Annotated in this window: 14 protein-coding genes, 1 other RNA gene and 4 pseudogenes; 14 read left to right on the forward strand and 5 right to left on the reverse strand. The window is 73.2% G+C overall.

Going from position 1 to position 18,832, the window contains the following annotated elements:
* Positions 1–60 precede the first annotated feature (60 nt).
* The 3 genes from QUE51_RS12930 to QUE51_RS12940 form a co-directional block, all read right to left on the reverse strand.
* A complete protein-coding gene (locus QUE51_RS12930; RefSeq protein ID WP_286276778.1) occupies positions 61–1,272 on the reverse strand; it encodes a beta-N-acetylhexosaminidase in 1,212 nt (403 codons plus the stop codon).
* Positions 1,221–1,601, reverse strand: coding sequence for a glycoside hydrolase family 20 zincin-like fold domain-containing protein (locus QUE51_RS12935; RefSeq protein ID WP_286276779.1), 381 nt, complete (start codon positions 1,599–1,601; stop codon positions 1,221–1,223). The genes QUE51_RS12930 and QUE51_RS12935 overlap by 52 nt, the downstream gene beginning before the upstream one ends.
* Positions 1,602–1,710: 109 nt before the next feature.
* The gene (locus QUE51_RS12940; RefSeq protein WP_286276780.1) at positions 1,711–2,313 is read right to left on the reverse strand and encodes a phosphoribosyltransferase; all 603 of its coding nucleotides are present in this window, start codon (positions 2,311–2,313) and stop codon (positions 1,711–1,713) included.
* A gap of 57 nt (positions 2,314–2,370) precedes the next feature.
* Between QUE51_RS12940 and QUE51_RS12945 the strand changes: the two genes are divergently transcribed.
* The 8 genes and pseudogenes from QUE51_RS12945 (at position 2,371) to QUE51_RS12975 (ending at position 9,499) form a co-directional block, all read left to right on the forward strand.
* Positions 2,371–3,237 carry a DUF72 domain-containing protein gene (locus QUE51_RS12945; RefSeq protein WP_286276781.1) on the forward strand — a complete coding sequence of 289 codons (867 nt, stop codon included), beginning with the start codon at positions 2,371–2,373 and terminating at the stop codon, positions 3,235–3,237.
* 4 nt (positions 3,238–3,241) lie between these two features.
* Positions 3,242–4,111: a DMT family transporter gene (locus QUE51_RS12950; protein ID WP_286276782.1), complete on the forward strand. Its 870-nt coding sequence runs from the start codon at positions 3,242–3,244 to the stop codon at positions 4,109–4,111.
* Positions 4,112–4,130: 19 nt separating this feature from the next.
* On the forward strand, positions 4,131–5,630 hold the full coding sequence (locus QUE51_RS12955) for a hypothetical protein (RefSeq protein ID WP_286276783.1): 1,500 nt from the start codon (positions 4,131–4,133) through the stop codon (positions 5,628–5,630).
* 26 nt (positions 5,631–5,656) lie between these two features.
* Positions 5,657–7,399, forward strand: coding sequence for a cytosine permease (locus QUE51_RS12960; protein WP_286276784.1), 1,743 nt, complete (start codon positions 5,657–5,659; stop codon positions 7,397–7,399).
* Positions 7,396–8,136, forward strand: a complete 741-nt coding sequence (locus tag QUE51_RS12965) for a zinc ribbon domain-containing protein (protein ID WP_286276785.1) — start codon at positions 7,396–7,398, stop codon at positions 8,134–8,136. Before QUE51_RS12960 ends, QUE51_RS12965 begins: the two co-directional genes overlap by 4 nt.
* Before the next feature lie 45 nt (positions 8,137–8,181).
* Positions 8,182–8,547, forward strand: an RNA gene (rnpB, locus tag QUE51_RS12970) — RNase P RNA component class A.
* 274 nt (positions 8,548–8,821) lie between these two features.
* Positions 8,822–8,938 (forward strand): annotated as a pseudogene (locus tag QUE51_RS18220) (hypothetical protein); the annotation flags it as partial.
* Between the two features lie 3 nt (positions 8,939–8,941).
* Entirely contained in the window at positions 8,942–9,499 is a 558-nt protein-coding gene (locus tag QUE51_RS12975; protein ID WP_286276786.1) for a hypothetical protein, read from the forward strand.
* Positions 9,500–9,577: 78 nt separating this feature from the next.
* On the opposite strand, the pseudogene ppgK reads toward QUE51_RS12975, so the two are convergent.
* A pseudogene (ppgK, locus tag QUE51_RS12980) lies at positions 9,578–10,380 on the reverse strand (polyphosphate--glucose phosphotransferase).
* 139 nt (positions 10,381–10,519) lie between these two features.
* On the opposite strand from ppgK, the gene QUE51_RS12985 reads away from it, so the two are divergent.
* Genes QUE51_RS12985 through QUE51_RS12995 form a run of 3 tightly spaced genes read left to right on the forward strand, consistent with a single transcriptional unit; the run spans position 10,520 to position 11,770 of the window.
* A complete protein-coding gene (locus QUE51_RS12985) occupies positions 10,520–10,717 on the forward strand; it encodes an SPOR domain-containing protein (RefSeq protein ID WP_286276787.1) in 198 nt (65 codons plus the stop codon).
* Positions 10,718–10,721: 4 nt separating this feature from the next.
* Entirely contained in the window at positions 10,722–11,543 is an 822-nt protein-coding gene (locus QUE51_RS12990; RefSeq protein WP_286276788.1) for an MDR/zinc-dependent alcohol dehydrogenase-like family protein, read from the forward strand.
* A complete protein-coding gene (locus QUE51_RS12995; protein WP_286276789.1) occupies positions 11,540–11,770 on the forward strand; it encodes a hypothetical protein in 231 nt (76 codons plus the stop codon). Before QUE51_RS12990 ends, QUE51_RS12995 begins: the two co-directional genes overlap by 4 nt.
* A gap of 11 nt (positions 11,771–11,781) precedes the next feature.
* Here the strand turns inward: QUE51_RS12995 and panB are convergent, their stop codons facing one another.
* A complete protein-coding gene (gene panB, locus QUE51_RS13000) occupies positions 11,782–12,591 on the reverse strand; it encodes a 3-methyl-2-oxobutanoate hydroxymethyltransferase (RefSeq protein ID WP_286276790.1) in 810 nt (269 codons plus the stop codon).
* Positions 12,592–12,741: 150 nt separating this feature from the next.
* Here panB and QUE51_RS13005 point away from each other — a divergent pair, with 150 nt between their 5' ends.
* From QUE51_RS13005 to QUE51_RS13015, 3 genes and pseudogenes are all read left to right on the forward strand, one after another.
* Positions 12,742–14,367, forward strand: coding sequence for an MFS transporter (locus QUE51_RS13005; protein ID WP_286276791.1), 1,626 nt, complete (start codon positions 12,742–12,744; stop codon positions 14,365–14,367).
* Positions 14,368–14,449: 82 nt separating this feature from the next.
* A pseudogene (locus QUE51_RS13010) lies at positions 14,450–15,804 on the forward strand (glutamine synthetase family protein).
* A gap of 15 nt (positions 15,805–15,819) precedes the next feature.
* Positions 15,820–18,827: pseudogene (locus QUE51_RS13015) on the forward strand (bifunctional [glutamine synthetase] adenylyltransferase/[glutamine synthetase]-adenylyl-L-tyrosine phosphorylase).
* Positions 18,828–18,832 lie beyond the last annotated feature (5 nt).

An 18,832-nucleotide genomic window follows, 5' to 3' on the forward strand; every position in this document is an offset into this window, starting at 1 on the left:
CCGCGCCCGTAGACGAAGCGGATCGGAGCGGTCGGCCTGGCGATCGGTCCGGCCGTCGGCTCAGCTCGGACCGGCGAGCGCCAGGCGGCGCTCCGGCGGCACCTGCTCGAGCTCGAGGAACGCGGAGCTGGTGTCGAAGCGGCGATAGCGGATGCCCGCCGCCTGCAGCCGGGTCGCGTGGTGCGAGAGGCGGCGGTGGAACTCCGGGAAGCTGCGCGTGCCGCCCGGTGCGAGCGGCTGGCGCCACACGGCCTCGGCGAAGGCGCAGAGCCGCGGGAAGGTCATGTACTCGGCGTGGGCGACCGTCGGCACGTACTCCGACCAGAGGTGCACCTGACCGCCTAGGACGCGGCCGCATCCCGGTCTGCCGTAGGCCTCGCGGAGCCCCTCGGGAACCGGCTCGAACTCGAAGACGCGGGCGAGAGGCAGCGGCGACGCGGGGAAGGTGACGGGCTCGTCCGGGTTCGTCGACTGACGGTGGTCGAGGTAGAGGTACTCGCTGGGCGACATGATGACGTCGTAGCCGCGGAGGGCGGCGTCGACGCCGTAGCCGGTGCTGCGCCAGGCCATCACCACCGTGTCGCGGGGCGCGCCACCGGTCACCACCTCGTCCCAGGCGACGAGCCGGCGCTGCTTCTCGCGCAGCATCCGGTCGACCTGCGCGGTGAACCACCCCTGCAGCTCCTCCTCGTTGTCGATGCCGAGCTCGACGCGCTTCCGCTGCACCTTCGCCGACTCGCGCCACTCGCGCTTGGGCACCTCGTCGCCACCGCCGTGCACGTACGCCGACGGGAAGATGCTCGTGACCTCGTCGAAGACGGCCTGGACGAAGCGCAGCGTCGCCTCCTCGAGGTTGAGGATGTGCGTGCTGATGCCCCACCGCGTGCGGACCTCGCTCCGGCCGCCGTTGCCGAGCTTCGGGTAGGCCGCGATGGCGGCGCTCGCGTGGCCCGGGAAGTCGACCTCGGGAAGCACGTCGATGTGCCGGGCGGCGGCGTAGGCGACGATGTCCTCGAGCTCGGCGCGCGTATAGGCGCCGCCGTGCGGCTCCCCGTCGCGCTCGTACTCGTCCTCCTCGTGGTCGAAGCCGACGATCGTCTCGGGACGCCAGGCGCCGACCTCCGTGAGCCGCGGATAGCCGGGGATCGGGATGCGCCAGCCCTGGTCGTCGGTCAGGTGCAGGTGCAGCACGTTGAGCTTGTGGGCCGCGAGCTGGTCGATCATGCGCAGCACGAACTCGACCGGGAAGAAGTGACGGGCGACGTCGAGCATGAAACCCCGCCACGGGTACGCGGGCGCGTCCTCGATGCGCAGGCGGGGAACCCGGACGGGGCCCGCGGCGAGGGCGCCGTCGAGGTCGGGGAGCTGAGCCGCTCGGGCGGCAGGAGCTGCAGGAGGGTCCGCGTGCCGTAGAAGACGCCGGCCTCGCTGCCGCCGGTGATCGCGACGCCGGACGCGGAGATCTCGAGCACGTAGCCCTCGCGCGGCAGGCTCTCGTCGAGGCTATGGGTGACCTGCGATCCCGCGGAGAGCAGGAAGGATCCCTTCCGGCGCTCGAGGGACCGGGGCTGTGGAACGAGACCGAGTGTGGCGTCCGACATCGTTGGGAACCTCCGCTTCCAGTGTATGGAATCGTTCCCAGGAAGGAGGAGCAGCAGTCTGCCCCCAGTTGGTGTGTCGTCGTTCAGCGCACCGCGTCGAGCGCGGCGATCACCTCGGCATCGCTGGTCGGCGCGAAGTCCTCGTACAGCCGCCCGACCGCGGAGAACGTCTCCGGCGTCTCCAAGGCGAGGAACTCGTCGACGTGCTCGCCGAGCTCCTCCATCCAGTCCGGGGAGCGACGGGCGTGGCCAGCACGATCTCGGCCGCCCCGAAGCGCTCCGCGACCTCGCAGGCGGCCTCCGCCGTCGCCCCGGTCGCGATGCCGTCGTCCACCAGGACGGCCGTCCGTCCCTCGAGGACCACGTGCGGACGGCCGCGGCGGTAGCGGTCGGCACGCCGGGCCAGCTCCATCCTCTCGGCGGCCTCGATCGAGTCGAGCTGCTGGGGACTCACCCCGAGGCGTCGGACGATGTCGCGGTGCAGCACGCGCACGCCGCCCTCGCCGATGGCTCCCATCGCGAACTCGGGATTGAGCGGCGCGCCGAGCTTGCGGACGAGGAGGACGTCGAGGGGCGCACCGAGCACCCGTGCCACCTCGGCCGCCACCGGCACACCGCCGCGGGGGAGCCCGAGCACGACCGGTCCGCGGAGACCGAGGGCGCGCACCGCCTCCGCCAATTCCCTGCCCGCGTGCTGCCGGTTCCGGAACACGCCTCAACGGTACGTCCGCGCCGCCCCCGGCGGTAGGGCGCCGGGTAGCCTCGGCGTATGAGCGTGGGGCGCCCCTTCATCGGGATCTCGGGGTGGCGCTACAAGGGCTGGCGCGGCGACTTCTATCCGAAGGGCCTCGCGCAGCGCCTGGAGCTGTCGTATGCGGCGGAGCGCATGAACTCGGTCGAGATCAACGGCTCGTTCTACTCGCTGCAGCGGCCCACGAGCTTCAAGAACTGGGCGGAGCAGACTCCCGAGGACTTCCAGTTCGCGGTGAAGGGCGGCCGGTACATCACCCACATGCTGCGCCTGCAGAACGCGGATCGGGCCCTCGGCAACTTCTTCGCCTCCGGTCTCCTCGCCCTGGGCCGGCGGCTCGGCCCGGTGCTGTGGCAGCTCCCGGAGCGGCAGCAGTTCGACGCCGAGGTCCTCGACGCCTTCTGCGCGCAACTGCCCAGGACGACCGCGGCGGCCGCGGAGGTGGGCCGCGGTCACGACGACAAGCTCAAGAGCGAGCCGGAGCTCGCCGTTCCGGAGGTACTGCCCATCCGGCACGCGCTCGAGGTGCGGCACGCGAGCTTCGACTCCGCGGAGTGCGAGGAGATCCTCCGCCGGCATCGGGTGTCGCTCGTGGTGTCCGACGGCGCGGAGAAGTGGCCGATGCTCCGCCGCGTGGACACGAGCGACTTCGTGTACGTGCGCCTGCACGGCGGGAGCGAGCTGTACGTCAGCGGCTACTCGGCCGAGGAGCTGCGGGTCTGGGCGGAGGAGGTCCTCGGCTGGCTCGACGGCACGGGATGCTCCGACGGCCTTCCGCGGGACGTGTTCGTCTACTTCGACAACGATGTGAAGGGCTTCGCGCCCTGGGACGCCCTGGAGCTCCAGCGGCGCGTGCAGGAGGGGCTCGCCGCTCGGGCAGGATGAACGCGTGCTCGCGATCGTCCTCGCCGCCCTGCTCTGGGGCACGACGGGGACGGCGGCGAGCTTCCTGCCCGCGGCAGTCTCGCCGCTCGCGGTCGGCGCCGCGACCATGGGAGTCGGCGGCGCCCTCCTCTTCGCCGTCGCCGGACGGCATGCGGTGGCGGTGCTGCGGGATCGGGCGGCGCGGGGCTGGCTGCTGCTCGGGGCGCTCGGCGTCGTCGCCTACCCGCTGGCCTTCTATGCGGCGATGGATGCGGCAGGGGTGGCGGTCGGCAACGTCGTGAGCCTCGGCTCGGCGCCCGTGTTCGCCGCGCTGCTCGAGCTCCTCGTCGAGCGCCGCAGGCTGGGGAGGCGGTGGCTGGTCGCGACCGGGCTCGCGGTCGGCGGCGTCGCCCTGCTCGGCGCGGCCGGAGGCCCTCCGGGCGGCTCCGAGCATCCGTTTGAGGGGATCCTCCTCGGCCTCGTCGCGGGGGCGAGCTACGCGCTCTACACCTACGCCTCGGAGCGCGCGCTGCGGGGCGGCCATCCGTCACGAGCAGTCATGGGAGGGATGTTCGGGATGGGCGCCGTCCCGCTGCTCGTTCTCCTGTTCCTTCTCGGGGCGCCGCTGCTGAGCCGGCCCGGAAGCGTGGCGATCGCGGCCTATCTCGCGATCGGGCCGATGTTCGTCGCCTACCTGCTGTTCGGTCGCGGGTTGCGGACCGTCGGGGCCAGCACCGCGACGACCGTCACCCTGCTGGAGCCCCTCGTCGCGACTCTCCTCGCCGTCGTCGTGGTGGGGGAGCGGCTCCCCGCGCTCGGCTGGCTCGGCCTGGCGGCGATCCTCGCCGGAATCGCCGTCCTCGCTCTGCGGCGCGGTCCACGACGTTCAACCTGACCCTCAGTAATATTCGAGCATGTCCGAGGCCCGGAAGGACCCCGCGGCGGCGCCCGAAGCCGACGCGGTCTCCGGCGACTCCGTGATCCACGACGACGACGAGCTGGCCGCGGCGCTGCAGGCCCAGCTGGAGCGGTTCGCGCCCTCCGGATCCATCCCGGTCATCACCCCGCAGCGGGCCGCGCAGTATCGGGCGGGCGCCGCCCGCGTGACGCCCCCGGCGGCCACGCCCACTCCCGCCGGTGCTGCCGCCGCGCCCGCCGCGGCGCCTGCCGCCGCCACCCCTGCCGCAGTGCCCGCGGCGCCTGCCGCCGTTCCTCTCGTGCCCTCCGTCTCCCGGCCGGCGGCCGCACCGGTGCAACGGCCCGCGGCGCCCTCGAGCAACGGGACCGGCGCGAGCGTCCCCGAGTCGCCGAGCGGCGCAGCTCCCGCGTCCCGCAGCTTCGGGGATGCGGGGGAGCGCCTGCCCTCGGTGCATCGGCCGCCGCTGCCGCAGCCGTCCTCGTACGTCCCGACGACGGTGCCCACCGACACCGGCTCCATGCGCCGACCGCAGTGGCCGACCTTCGCGCAGGCCGACACCGGCAGCCACGCGGCGGTGTCCCCGGGCCCCGGCGCGACCGGCCCCGATAGGCCGAACTCCGGGTCGGCGCCCGCGGGGCGACACACCGGAGGCGGCGCTCGCGTTCCCCTGCGCACGGAGCCGATCCCGGTGCAGAAGGACCCGGCGCCCGTCCAGCCGGCAGCGGTCGCCCCCGCACCGGCGACCTCCGCTCCTTCCGCGCCGCCCGAGCCGCCGCGCATCCCACCCCAGGAGAGCGCGCGCTCCGCCGAACCGCCCGTCTCCCGCCGCGACCTGCGCTTCTCCTCGCCGGTCCCGCATTTCGATCCGCCATCCCTCCCGGTGCACGTCGCTCCGCCCGCGGAGCTCACCGCAGCGCCCCCGCCGGAGCCCGCGCGGACGCCGGTGCCGCGGGGTGCCGCGCCGGATCCGCTGGAGGAGCTCGAGCGCCTCCAGCCGCAGCTCGCGCAGGTCCGCCTCGATCCGCAGACGTTCGCGGAGTGGGAGCAGTCGCTCCGCCGCATCGCCGACGCCCCGCCGCCCGAACTGCCGCCCATCGCGCCGTCGGCTCCGTCACGGGCGCCGGCACCGGACCCGGTGGCTCCGGAGCGCGAGGCGGTGGGCTTCGGCCTCCCGAGCGCCCCGCCGCCCGTCCAAACCGGCCCGGGCGACCCGCCTCCGCTCTTCCCCGTCGCGGCACCGGGCGCCGGTGTCGCCGCGCCGGTTCCCGCTGCGCTTCCGCTCGGCGACGTCCCGTCGCTGCCGGTCGCGCACGACGCGGGCGACGACGTCGTGCACGCGGAGCTGATGGACGAGGACGACGACGAGGGCGAGGTCCCGCCCGAGTGGTCCCCGCCTGCCGAGGAGGCGCCCGCCGGCGTGCCGGCTGTGCAGGCGCACGCCGGTCCCGTCCCGGCGACCGGCGCCACGGCGCTCGCCTCCCCCGGCGCACCCTGAGTGACGAGGAGCTCCCGCCCGCGGCGATGGCCACGGGCGAGGTGGAGCCGCTAGCGGTCGATGGGATCACCACCGACACCGGCGCCCTGAACACCGGGTCGCTGCCCATCGTCACCACCTCGACCCTCGATCGCGACCTCGACGACGACGTGGACGACATCGTGGCCCCGCAGGAGCTCCTCCTCGAGGTCGGTACGACCGGCGAGGTCGGCATCGTCGGCGCCGGGCCGGACACCGGGCAGGTTTCGCCCATCTCGAGCACGAGCGTGCGGCCCGGCGTGATCACGGTGCCGACGGCGGAGCAGGCGGCGCCCCAGCCGTTCGGCATCGAGGCGGCGGATCTCCGCCCCACGGACGAGGACCAGCGGCTGCGCCGTCCGGTCTCGCAGTTCTGGCTCTGGCTGGCCCCGAACTCGTCCGCTCTGACGCTCGCGCTCGGCGCGACCCTCGTCGCCTTCGGCATCAGCTTCCGTCAGGCCCTGGTCGCCGCCGTCGTGGGCACGGTGGTCGCGTGCCTGACGCTCGCCGTCGGCGTGCTCGCCGCCAAGCGCACGGGACAGCCGGTCGCCGTCGTGTCCCGGGCGGCGTTCGGCCTCCGCGGCAACCTGCTGCCCACCCTGGTCCTGGTCCTGGTGCGGCTCTTCTGGGCGGCCGTGCTCGCCTGGCTCGCGGCCGCCACGGTCCGCTCGGTGGTGGCGGCGGCCGGCTGGGATGCCGTCGTGCCGGCGGGAACGGCCGGCGTTGTCGCCGGGATCGTCCTGCCCGTGATCGCCACGCTCGTCGCGGTGTTCGGACACGGGCTGCTCGCCCGGGTGCACCTCGTCCTCGGCGCGCTGTCGGTGCTGCTCGTCCTGCTGCTGATCGTCCTCACCGCACCCCTGCTCGACTTCACGAGCGTGCTCGCCGCTCCGGACGGCGCCCCGCTGCGCGTCGCCGGTGCGGCCGTCGCGGTGCTGAGCCTCCTCGCCGTCGCGTGGGCCTCGGCGGGCGGCGAGCTGGCGCGGTACCAGAACCCCGGCTCGTCAGGCACCGGCACCGCCGGCTGGGCCGCCCTCGGTGCGGCACTGCCGGCCCTCGTGCTGACGGCGTGGGGTGTGCTGCTCGCCTCGTCCTCAGGCAGCGTGGAGGCCGACGCGCTTGCCGCGGACCCGGTCGCGGCCCTCCTCGACCGGCTGCCGTCCTGGTACCCCCTTCCACTGCTCCTCGCGGTCGTGCTGGGCCTCGTCGCGGCCCTCGCCACGGTCCTCTACTCGACCGGGCTCACGCTCGGCGCGGTCGGGCTCCGCATCAACCGCGTCGCCCGCACGATCGCCGCCGCGGTCGTCGCCGTCGGTGCCGGCATCGCACTGCTGCTCGCCGACGCGCCGCTGCCCGGACTGCTGAGCGGCCTCGTGCCCGTGCTCGCCGTCCCCGTCGTGGCCTGGACGGGGATGCTCGCGGCCGAGTTCTTCCTCCGCACCAAGCCGTTCGACTCGACGGCCCTCCTCATCCGCGGCGGGCGGTACCCCGACGTCCGGTGGGTTCCCGTCGCCGCGCTCGTCGTCATCTCGGCGATCGGCGTCGGCCTGATCGGCGGGGGCGGCTACGCCGGGATCGCCGGCTACCTGTGGCGGCTGTTCGGCGTCGGGCAGGACAGCCAGCTGGCCCAGGCCGACCTCGGGGTGCCCCTCGCCCTCCTCCTCGGGCTCCTCACGCCGCTGCTCCTCGGCCGGAGGGAGCTCCGGCGGCAGGAGGACCGGACGGCCCCGGTCGCTACGCTGGAGGAGTGACGGTCCGCGCAGCCCCGGAGGAGCAGGTCAAGCTCCTCGAACTCCAGACGATCGACAGCCGCACGCAGCAGATCCAGCACACCCGGCGGACGCTGCCCCAGCTCGCCGAGCTGGCCCGCATCACGACCGCCGCCGACGCTCTGCGGCGCCGCATGGCCATCGAGCAGGGCACCATCGAAGACCTCGGCACCGAGCTGCGCCGCGTCGAATCCGATGTGTCGGTCGTCCAGGCGCGCGTCGCCCGCGACTCGGCTCGCCTCGCCAGCACCGCGTCGGCCAAGGACGCCCAGGGCCTCGAACACGAGCTCGCGTCCCTGGCCCGCCGCCAGAGCGACCTCGAGGACATGCAGCTCGCCGTCATGCAGAAGCTCGAGGACCAGGAGCAGGTCATCTCCGGGCTCGAAGGCGAGCGCGACGAGCTCGCCGAGAGGCGCGATGGCCTCGAGGCGGAGCGGGATGCCGCGCTGGCCCGGCTCGACGCCGAGGCCGCGGAGCTCACCACGCGGCGTGAGACGCTCGCCGCCAGCGTTCCGCCCGACCTCCTCGCGCTCTACGAGAAGATCCGCGCGCGCTACGGCATCGGCGCCGCCCTCCTCCGCCGCGGCGTGTCCGGCGGAAGCAACGTGGCCCTCACCGCCTCCGACCTCGCCGCCGTGCGCGCCGCGCCGCCCGACGAGGTCGTCCTCGACCCCGAGAGCGGCTGCATCCTCGTCCGCACGGAGGAGTCGGGGCTCTGACCCGGGCACGTGCTGGGCGCTCGGTCGGTAGACTCGACGCCGGAATGGGTCGGCAAGACGGTCGCGTCATCCGCAAGGATGCCGAGGAACGTCCGGGCTCCACAGAGCAGGGCGGTGGGTAACACCCACCCGGGGCAACCCGAGAGCAAGTGCAACAGAGAGCAGACCGCCACGACGCGCGAGCGTCGGGGTAAGGGTGAAACGGTGGTGTAAGAGACCACCAGAGGCCTGGGTGATCAGGCCTGCTGGGTAAACCTCGTCCGGAGCAAGGTCAAGCAGGGAACGTCGAGGCGGCTCGCTGAGTTCCCGGGTAGACCGCTGGAGGCGTACGGCAACGTGCGTCCGAGATAGATGGCCGTCCACGGTGCGCGAGCACCCGGACAGAACCCGGCGTAGCAGCCGGCCCATTCCACTGCTTCTCGGTGCGGCGTCTCAGGGGTGTGCGCGCGGGATGGGGGCATCGTCGCCTCTCAGACAGTTGCGCGCCAAGCAGGGCGCGCAAAACTCGCTTCGACGATGCCCCCATCCCGCGCTCCTGCCCGGTGGCTCGCTTCGCATCGCGGCCGTTGGCTGGGGGCGGGACGGGGGAGTCGTTGCTCGATGTGCGGTGTGGTGCTTGTGCGCCGTGCAGGGAGGGATGAGTAGGTGTTGCTTGGCGCCCGTGCTGGTTTCGAGGAGGCAGGCGATGAGTAGGGGTGGGTGGTTCGTCTGTCCTGTGTGCGGGCGGGAGCTCGAGGGCGTCGCCGGCGGCGGGGCGCTGCGGTGCTCGAGTGGGCACGCGTTCGAGGTGGGGAAGCGGGGGTATGTGGCGCTCGTCGTCGGGCGGTCGGCGCTCGTGCGGAGCGAAGCGGCCTCGCTGCTCGATGAGGTGGATGCCCTCTGGGGTAGTGGCGCGTACGCCGGGGTGGCGGAGGCGGTCGTCGCCATGCTGCCGGCCGGCGCGGCGGTGCGGGTCGTCGATGTGGGGGCGGACCTCGGACACGTGGCGGAGGCGGTGCGCAGTGCGCGCTCGGATGCCGACGTGCTGGTTGTGAGCTCGTCGCCCGGGAGGCTGGTGCGGGCGATGGGCCGGGCCGGCGCGGAAGGGGTGCTCGTCGATCCGGTGCGGGCGCTGCCTGTACGGGATGGTGTTGCCGGGGTCGTGCTGTGTGCGTTCGGCGCGCATCGGCCGGCCGAGTTTCATCGGGTGCTCGCGGGCGGCGGAGTGCTGCTCCTCGCCGTCGACGCGTTCCAGGTCGGTGCGGTCGACGACGACCTGTATCCCTGGTTCGAGCACGACCAGACGCGCATCGTCGCCGAGACGCCGGGCGAAGGTGTCGCGGTGCTGCGCTACCGTCGCCGCCGCCGCCCGATCACGTGGTAGCGGGTCACCAAGACCCCCGAGTTGCCACTTTCCGCCCCTATTCGCGCGCTTTAGGGGCGGAAAGTGGCATCTCGAGCGCTAGATGGTGGCCTTCTCGACCAGGTCCGCCGCGCCGCGCGACTCGCGCGTGCCGATCGCGTGGGCGGCGAGAGCGGCCGCGCCCAGGATGCCCGCGTTGTTGCGGAAGGCGGCCGGCACGATCTTCGTCTTGAGGTCCAGGTACTTCGCGAAGTCGTCCCAGTGCTTCGAGACGCCGCCGCCGACCACGAACAGGTCGGGGAGAACAGCATCTCCAGGTGGGCGTAGTACTTCTGCAGGCGCGCGCCCCACGCCTTCCAGCTGAGCTTCTCGCGCTCCATGGCCGCGTAGGCGGCCACCTTCTCGTAGTCCTCGTGACCGTCGAGCGCGATGTGGCCGAGCTCCGCGTTCGGCACCAGAACGCCGTTGTAGATGATCGCGCTGCCGATCCCGGTGCCGAGGGTGGTCAGCAGCACGAGCCCGCGCTGGCCTTTGGCCGCACCGAACTCGCTCTCGGCGTAGCCCGCGGCATCCGCGTCGTTGACGAACGTGATGTCGCGGCCGATCGCCTTCTCGAACAGCTTTTCCGCCTCGAGGCCGATCCACTTCTTCGACACGTTCGCAGCCGACATGGTCGTGCCGTGCTGCACGACGGCCGGGAAGCACACGCCGACGGGCGTCTCCGCGGGGACCGAGCCGAGCTCCGGGATGAGGGAGACGACGACGTCGACGATCTCGTCCGGCTTCCCGCCCTTCGGCGTCGCCTTCTTGATCCGGTCGGACAGGAGCTCACCCGAGTCGACGTCCACGATGGCGCCCTTGATGCCGGTTCCGCCGATGTCGATGCCGATCGCAGTGGTCATGGCTCCAACCTACCGGCGGTCCCGCCGCCTCTCCAGCCGCGCGGACGGCCCCCGGGCCCGGGTTCTCCCCGGAACGGCGGGCGTAGGATTCCCGCAGACGGTGGCCGACGGAGGCCGCCCATCGAGCCCGGAGGTTGGCATGGCCGAGGACGAGCCGCAGTGGTGGTACAACTCGCGCACGGGACAGACGGAGCGCGGGATGCTCTCGAACGCCATCGACCGGGTCGGTCCCTTCGCCACCGAGGAGGAGGCGAAGCGGGCTCCCGAGAAGCTGCGGGAGAACTCGCAGCGCTGGGCGGCCGAGGAGGCCGCCGACAACGACTGGGGCAAGCACTGAGCCGGTGACCGGCTGGCCGCCCGAGGGCGGGAGGGTCGTCGGCATCGCCGTCGCGGCGCCCGGCGAGGTCGAGCTCGTGGATGCGGACGCGGTGCCGTCCGCGCGCGGCGGCCGTGTGCGCGTCGAGCAGGACCCGGCGCTCGGCGCCGACGAGGTGGCCGGCGCCACCGTGTGCACCCTGATCAGCCCCGGGACAGAGCTGGCCGGCGCCTACCGCCCGGTCGGCCCCCACGCCCCGTACCCGTGGATCCCCGGCTACGCCGCCGTCTTCCGAGTCGACGCGCTGGGCAGTCAGGTCGAGGGCATCGCGGTCGGCGACCTCGTCTTCAGCCAGGGCAGCCACCGGAGCCGCCAGCGGGAAGCCGCGAGCGCCGTCTGGCGGCTGCCGGACGGACTGGATCCCTTCACCGCGGTCTTCGCACGCCTGATGGCCGTGCCCCTCGCCGCGCTGAGCACCGCGGAGGGACTCGTAGGCGCTGAGGTCGGCGTCAGCGGCCTCGGCCCGATCGGCCACTTGGCCGCGGCCATCGCGGCGCACTCCGGCGCCCGGGTCACCGCGTGGGATCCGCGGGAGGACCGCCGCACGCAGGCACCCGCCTCGGTGACCGTGCTGGAGGGGCCGCCGGAGCCGGGCCCGCGCGCGCAGTACGGCACGACGCACGGCTTCGATCTGGTGCTGGAGTGCTCGGGGCACGACGGTGCGGCTCTCGCGGCCGTGCGCGCCGTGCGGTCCGGGGAGAGGTCGTGCTGGTCGGCGCCCCCTGGTCCCGCAGGTCTGAGGCCTCGGCTCACGACCTGCTCACCGAGGTGTTCCACCGCTACGTGACGCTCCGCAGCGGCTGGGAGTGGCAGGTGCCGCTCGACCCGCCGCCCTTCGGCGGACCGAGCATGCGGCGCAACGTCGACCAGGCGCTGCGCTGGCTCGCCGACGGGAGCATCAGCGTTGCCGGCCTCGCCGACCGCTTCCCGCCGACCGAAGCGGCGCGCGTCTACGCGGCGCTGGCCGACGGCACCACGTCGCGGCTCACGGCGCTGTTCGACTGGCGCGGCTGACCCTCGAGGCGCTACTCGTACTCGTGCTCGGGCGCCGGATAGGCGCCCGACTCGACGTCGGCTCGGAACGTGCGCACCGCGTCGCCGAGCAGGGTGCGCAGGTCGGCGTACTTCTTCACGAACCGGGCGTACCGGCCGCCCTGGAGCCCCGCGAAGTCGGTCCAGACCATGAGCTGGCCGTTGGTGTGCGGGCCGGCGCCGACGCTGATCGTCGGGATGCTGACCGACTCGGTGACGCGCTTGGCCACGTCGCTCGGCATCATCTCGAGGACGACGGCGAAGGCGCCCGCGTCCTCGACGGCCTTCGCATCGGCGAGAACCGCATCCGCGTTCTCGCCGCGTCCCTGCACCACGTGTCCGCCGATCTGGTGCTCGCTCTGCGGCGTGAAGCCGATGTGGGCCATGACCGGGATGCCGGCGGACACGATGCGGCGGATCTGCTCGGCGCTGCGGACGCCGCCCTCGAGCTTGACCGCCTGGGCGCCCGTCTCCTTCATGAAGCGGAACGCGGTCTGCAGGGCCTGGTCCGGGCCGAGCTCGTAGGAGCCGAACGGCATGTCCGCGATGACGAACGCGCGACGGGCCGCGTTCGCGACGGCGCGCGTGAGGGGGATGAGCTCCTCGACGGTGACCGGCACGGTGCTGTCGTAGCCGAGCACGACCTGGCCAGCGGAGTCGCCGACCAGCAGGAAGTCGATGCCGGCCTCGTCGAAGATCGCCGCGGACAGGGCGTCGTAGCTGGTGAGGCCGACGATCGGCACGCCGTTCTCGCGCGCCGACTGGAAGTGGCGCTTGCGGACCCGCTTCACCGGCTCAGTCATGCCCTCATCCTAGAACCGCCGCAGAAGGGCACGTTCCGGCCCCGAGTGCGCGCTGCAGCGGCCACTTTGAGCCGGAACGTGCACTAGGAGCCGAAGGCCTCTGGAGCGGCTCCGTCAGCATGTGTACGTTGTCCACATGGGATCACGCGGATGACCGGACTGCCCGACGACGTGCGGCCCTACTTCAGCGCCGCGAACTACGCCCACCTCGCCACCCTGCTGCCCGACGGGAGCCCGCACGTCGTCCCGCTCTGGGTCGACGTCGAGGGCGACCGGCTCGTCTTCCTGACCGTTCCCGGCTCCCGGAAGGACCGCAACCTCGCGGCCGACCCCCGGGTCGCCGTCTCGGTGGCGCAGGCCGACCACCCGTTCGCGATGGCGACCGTGCGCGGGCGGGTGGCCGAGCGCATCGAGGGCGACCGCGCCTGGGCGATCATCGACCGGATGGCCGAGAAGTACACGGGCGCGCCGTACGCCGACCGCACCCCCGCGTGGTGTTCGCCGTGGACGTCGAGTCCGCATGGGCGCATGACTACGCCGCCGACTGAGGCGGCGGCTCCCGCCGCCCTCGAGCTCTCGCGCATCCAGCGCCGCACCGTCCGGGTGCTCATCGCGGGGCAGATCCTCGGCGGGCTCGGCTTCGGCGCCACCTCCTCCATCGGCTCGGTCCTCGCGACCGAGGTGGCCGGTTCGGAGGCCTGGGCCGGGGCCGCCGCGACTCTGAGCACCTTGGGCGCCGCGGCCGCAGCGGTTCCGCTCGCCGCGCTCGCCCGCCGCCGGGGCCGACGCCCCGCCCTGGCGTCCGGCATCCTGACCTCCACGGCCGGGGCGATCCTCGTCGTCGTCAGCACCGGCCTCGGCCTCTTCCCACTCCTGCTGCTCGGCTTCGCGCTGCTCGGCGTGGGCGCCGCCGTCAACCTGCAGACGCGCTTCGCCGCCACGGACCTGGCGAGCCCCGCGCATCGTGGCCGCGACCTCTCGCTCGTCGTCTGGTCGACGACGATCGGGGCGGTGGTTGGCCCGAACCTGTTCGGTCCCGGGCAGGGCATCGCCGAGGCGTTCTCGATGCCGCCCCTCACGGGGTCCTTCGTCATCGCGGTGGTTGCCCAGGTTGCCGCCGCCGCGCTCTTCCTCCTGGGGCTGCGCCCGGACCCCTACCTGGTCAGCCGGTCGCTGCCCGCCGCGCCCGTGGCGCCCGCGGCACCCGGCCGGGTCTCCGCGCGGTCGCTCCTGATCCTCGCCATCTCGTCCGTGGCGGGCAGCCACGCCGTCATGGTGGCGGTGATGTCGATGACGCCCGTCCACCTCACGCACGGCGGGGCGACGCTCACGATCATCGGCCTGACCATCAGCCTCCATGTCGCCGGGATGTTCGCCCTCTCGCCGCTGTTCGGCTGGCTGAGCGACCGCATGGGGCGCATCCGGACCGTCCTGCTCGGCCAGGGGATCCTCGCCGTCGCGGTCGTGATCACCGCATCGGCCGGGCACAGCACCGCGGGTGTCACGGTGGGGCTCATCCTCATCGGCCTGGGCTGGAGCGCGACCACCGTCTCCGGTTCCGCGCTCATCACCGACCTCACGACGGGCGCCGCCCGCACCCGCGCGCAGGGCCGTACCGACCTCGTCATGAACCTGAGCGGCGCGCTCGGCGGCGCGGCAGCCGGGCCGGTGCTCGCGCTGATCGGCTACGCCGGCCTCGCCCTCGCCGCCGGGGTCATCGTGCTCGTCGTCGCGGGCGCCAACCTCGTGGTCCCGCGCGTCCGCGCCGCGGTCTGAGCACCGAGCGAACTCAGGGCGCACCCACTAGCCTGAGAGGCAGAAGTTCAGGGCCTTCCGGCCCCTCCAGCGAAGGGAAGCCGTGGCCGACAAGCAGCGCGACTTCGTCCTCCGGACCATCGAGGAGCGCGGCGTCAAGTTCGTGCGGCTCTGGTTCACCGACGTCATCGGCACCCTCAAGTCCGTGGCCGTCGCCCCCGCCGAGGTGGAGGGGCCTTCGTCGAGGGGCTCGGCTTCGACGGGTCCGCGATCGAGGGCCTCACCCGCGCGTTCGAGGCGGACGTCCTCGCCCACCCGGACCCCACGACGTTCCAGATCCTGCCGTGGCGCGGCGAGATCGACCCGACGGCCCGCATGTTCTGCGACATCACGACGCCCGACGGGCAGCCGCATGCGGCCGACCCCCGCAACGTGCTGAAGCGCGCGCTGGCGAAGGCGGCGGACCGCGGGTTCACGTTCTACACGCACCCCGAGATCGAGTTCTACCTGCTCAAGTCGAGCCAATACGGAACCGACGGGCCGGATCCGGTGGACCGCGCGGGCTACTTCGACAACGTCCCCGGCGGCACGGCGCACGACTTCCGGCGCCGAAGCGTCCGGATGCTGGAGGACCTCGGCATCTCGGTCGAGTTCAGCCACCACGAGGCAGGCCCCGGCCAGAACGAGATCGACCTCCGCTATGCGGATGCCCTGACCACCGCGGACAACATCATGACGTTCCGCACCGTCGTCAAGGAGGTCGCGATCGAGCAGGGCGTCTATGCGACGTTCATGCCGAAGCCGCTCCAGAACGAGCCGGGCAGCGGCATGCACATGCACATGTCGCTCTTCGAGGGCGACACCAACGCGTTCTTCGACGCCGGCGCGCAGTACCAGCTCTCGGCGATCGGCCGGCAGTTCATCGCGGGCCTGCTGCGCCACGCGCCGGAGATCACCGCGGTCACGAACCAGTTCGTGAACTCCTACAAGCGCCTCTGGGGCACGACCGAGTCGAAGCTCGGCGAGGCACCGAGCTTCGTGACCTGGGGTCACAACAACCGCTCCGCGCTCGTCCGCGTCCCGCTGTACAAGCCGGGCAAGGGCCAGTCCTCCCGAGTGGAGTACCGCGCGATCGACTCCGCCGCGAACCCCTACCTGTCGCTGTCGCTGCTGCTCGCGGCCGGCCTCAAGGGGATCGAGGAGGGCTACGAGCTGCCCGCCGAGGCCGAAGACAACGTGTGGGAGCTGAGCGACCCGGAGCGCCGCGCGCTGGGCTACGCGCCGCTGCCCGCGAGCCTCGACCACGCCATCCAGTACATGGAGGAGTCGGAGCTCGTCGCCGAGACGCTCGGCGAGCAGGTCTTCAACTATGTGCTGCTCAACAAGCGGCGCGAGTGGCGGGACTACCGCGCGCAGGTGACGCCGTACGAGCTGCGGTCGAACCTCGAGATGCTCTGACCCGAAGCAGCGCCGATGCGCCGTGAGCTGACCTCGCTCAGCGACCTCGCGCGCCTCGGCTTCGCGCGGCTCGGCAGCGTACGCGCGCAGTTCGACGAGCTGGACGCCCTGGTCGGCGACGGCGGCGGGGACGACCTGATGCCGCTGTTCGGGGCGGTGGCGGATCCGGACCAGGCGCTGGAGGCTCTGCTGCGCCTCGCGCGAGCCCACCCGGACCGGGTGCGGCGGACGCTCGGCTCCGCGGGCGCCACGCGGCGCCTCCTGCTGGTGCTCGGCGCTTCCTCGGGGCTCGCGGATTTCGTGCAGCGACGGCCCGAGGCTCTGGAGGCGCTCGAGGCCCCGCTCACCGAGCTGCCCACCGCGGACGACCTCCGCGCGGGGATGCTCGCTGCCGTCGGCGCAGGCGAGGACGGCATCGCGACGGTGGCGGGGGAGCCGGGGCGCGTGGCGCTCCGCGTCTGCTACCGCCGCGAGCTGCTCCGGCTCGCCGCGTGGGACCTGGGGCAGCCGCGCGCCGTCGAGGCGGTCCAGGCCGTCACCGCCGTTCTCGCCGACCTCGCGGCCGGAGCGCTCGACGCCTCCCTCGCGGTCGCCCGCGCCGACGCCGCCCGCCCCGGCCCGGGCCGAGCGGCCCGCGATGACATCGCGAACACGCGCCTCGCGATCATCGGGATGGGCAAGGCCGGGGCGCGCGAGCTCAACTACGTGAGCGACGTCGACGTCATCTTCGTGGGCGAGCCGGCCGAGGACAGCGGCCTCGACACCGACCGCGCCGTCGCGATCGCCACCCGGCTGGCGATGCTCACGATGCGGGGCATCCACGAGCTCGCCCTCGAGCCGCCCCTGTGGGAGGTGGACGCGAACCTGCGTCCCGAGGGCAAGGACGGCGCCCTGGTGCGCACCCTCGAGTCCCACCTCGTCTACTACGACCGCTGGGCTCGCGACTGGGAGTTCCAGGCCCTGCTCAAGGCGCGCGCCATGGCCGGCGACCGCGAGCTCGGCGAGCGCTACGTCGAGCGGATCGCCCCGAAGGTGTGGAGCAGCTCCGAGCGGCCCAGCTTCGTCGAGCAGGTGCAGCGGATGCGTGAGCGCGTCACCGAGCACATCCCGGCGGAGGAGAGCGAGTACCAGATCAAGCTCGGCGCCGGGGGCCTGCGCGACATCGAGTTCACGGTGCAGCTGCTGCAGCTCGTGCACGGCCGCACCGACGAGACCATCCGTGTCCGGAGCACGCTCGAGGCTCTCGACGCCCTCGCTGACGCCGGCTACATCGGGCGTGCGGAGGCGGGCGAGTTCGCCGAGGACTACCGCGTGCTCCGTCTGCTGGAGCACCGGCTGCAGCTCGAGCGGCTGAGCCGGACGCACCTCATGCCGCGCGACGAGGACCGGCTCCGGGTGCTCGCACGCTCGTCCGGGCTGGGCGGCAACGCCGAGGAGCTCCTCACGCGGTGGCAGCGCACCAAGGTGGCGGTGCGGAGCCTGCACGAGCGCCTCTTCTACCGACCGCTGCTGTCCGCCGTGGCGCGGATGCCGGGGGCGGCATTGGCGCTCACGAGCGAGCAGGCGGAGGCGCGGCTGTCCGCCATCGGCTTCGCGAACGCACGCGGCGCGCTGGGCCACATCGCCGCGCTCACCCAGGGCGTGTCGCGCCGGGCCACTATTCAGCGCCACCTGCTGCCCGTGCTCCTGCAGTGGCTCGCGGAGGGACCGGATCCCGACGGCGGGCTCCTCGCCTTCCGCCGGATCAGCGAGTCGCTCGGCGACGCGCACTGGTTCCTGCGCATGCTCCGGGACAGCCACGAGGCGGCCGGCCGGCTCATGCAGGCCCTCTCCGGCTCACGCTTCGTCGTCGAGCTGCTCGAGCGGTACCCGGAGGCGGTGGGCTGGCTGGAGAACGATGCCGACCTGCGTCCGCGGAGCTGGGAGGCCCTGCGCGAGGAGACGAGCGCGACCGTGCTGCGGCACCGGGAGCCGGACGCGGCCGCCACCGCCCTGCGCACCGCCCGCCGGCGCGAGGTGCTGCGCCTCGCCCTGGCGGGCATCCTCGACGTGGCGAAGATCGAGGAGCTCGGCCAGGCCCTCTCGAGCGTCACGACCGCCATCCTGTCCGGTGTCCTGCGGACCATCCGGCGGGAGGACGGCCCGTGGCCGGAGTTCGCGATCATCGCGATGGGCCGGTACGGGGAGCGGAGCTCGGCTTCGGTTCCGACGCCGACATCCTCTACGTGTACCGGCCGATCGCCGGCATGGCGCCCGAGCTCGCCCAGCGGAAGGCCGAGCAGATCGTCGCCGAGCTGGTGCGTCTCACCGCCGACAACCGCCTGCCGCTCGAGCTCGACGCGGGGCTCCGGCCGGAGGGCAAGAACGGCGCCATCGTGCGGTCCCTCCGCTCCTACGAGGCCTACTACGCGCGCTGGTCGCTGACGTGGGAGGCCCAGGCCCTGCTGCGGGCGCGCGGCGTCGCGGGCGACCACGACCTGGTGCGCGACTTCTCCGCCCTCGCCGACAGCGTGCGGTATCCCGCGGAGGTGCCCGAGGCCGAGGTCCGCGAGATCAAGCGCATCAAGGCGCGCGTCGAGAATGAGCGGCTGCCCCAGGGCGCCGATCCCGCCCGCCACCTGAAGCTCGGCCGCGGCACGCTGAGCGATGTGGAGTGGCTCGTGCAGATCCTGCAGTTGCAGCACGCCGCCCGGCACCCCGGGCTGCGCACGACGTCGACGCTCGCCGCGCTCGACGCTGCGGTCGACGCCGGTCTGCTCGAGCGGGAAGACGCCGAGCGGCTCCGTGCCGCGTGGCTCCTCTCCTCCCGCCTCCGGTCCGCGATGACGCTCTGGATGAACAGGACCAGCGACCTGCTGCCGGCCGACCGGCGGCAGCTCGATGGCATTGCCCGGCTCCTCGGCTACCCGGCGGGCTCGGCAGCCGTCCTGGAGGACGAGTACCTGCGCGTCACCCGCCGATCCCGATCGGTGTTCGAGCGCCTGTTCTACGGCGCGCCGGTCCGGGTGCGGCCCGACAGCTGACCTGC

This window comes from Naasia aerilata (genome assembly GCF_030296595.1).
In the GTDB taxonomy this organism is placed as follows: Bacteria; Actinomycetota; Actinomycetes; order Actinomycetales; family Microbacteriaceae; genus Naasia; species Naasia aerilata.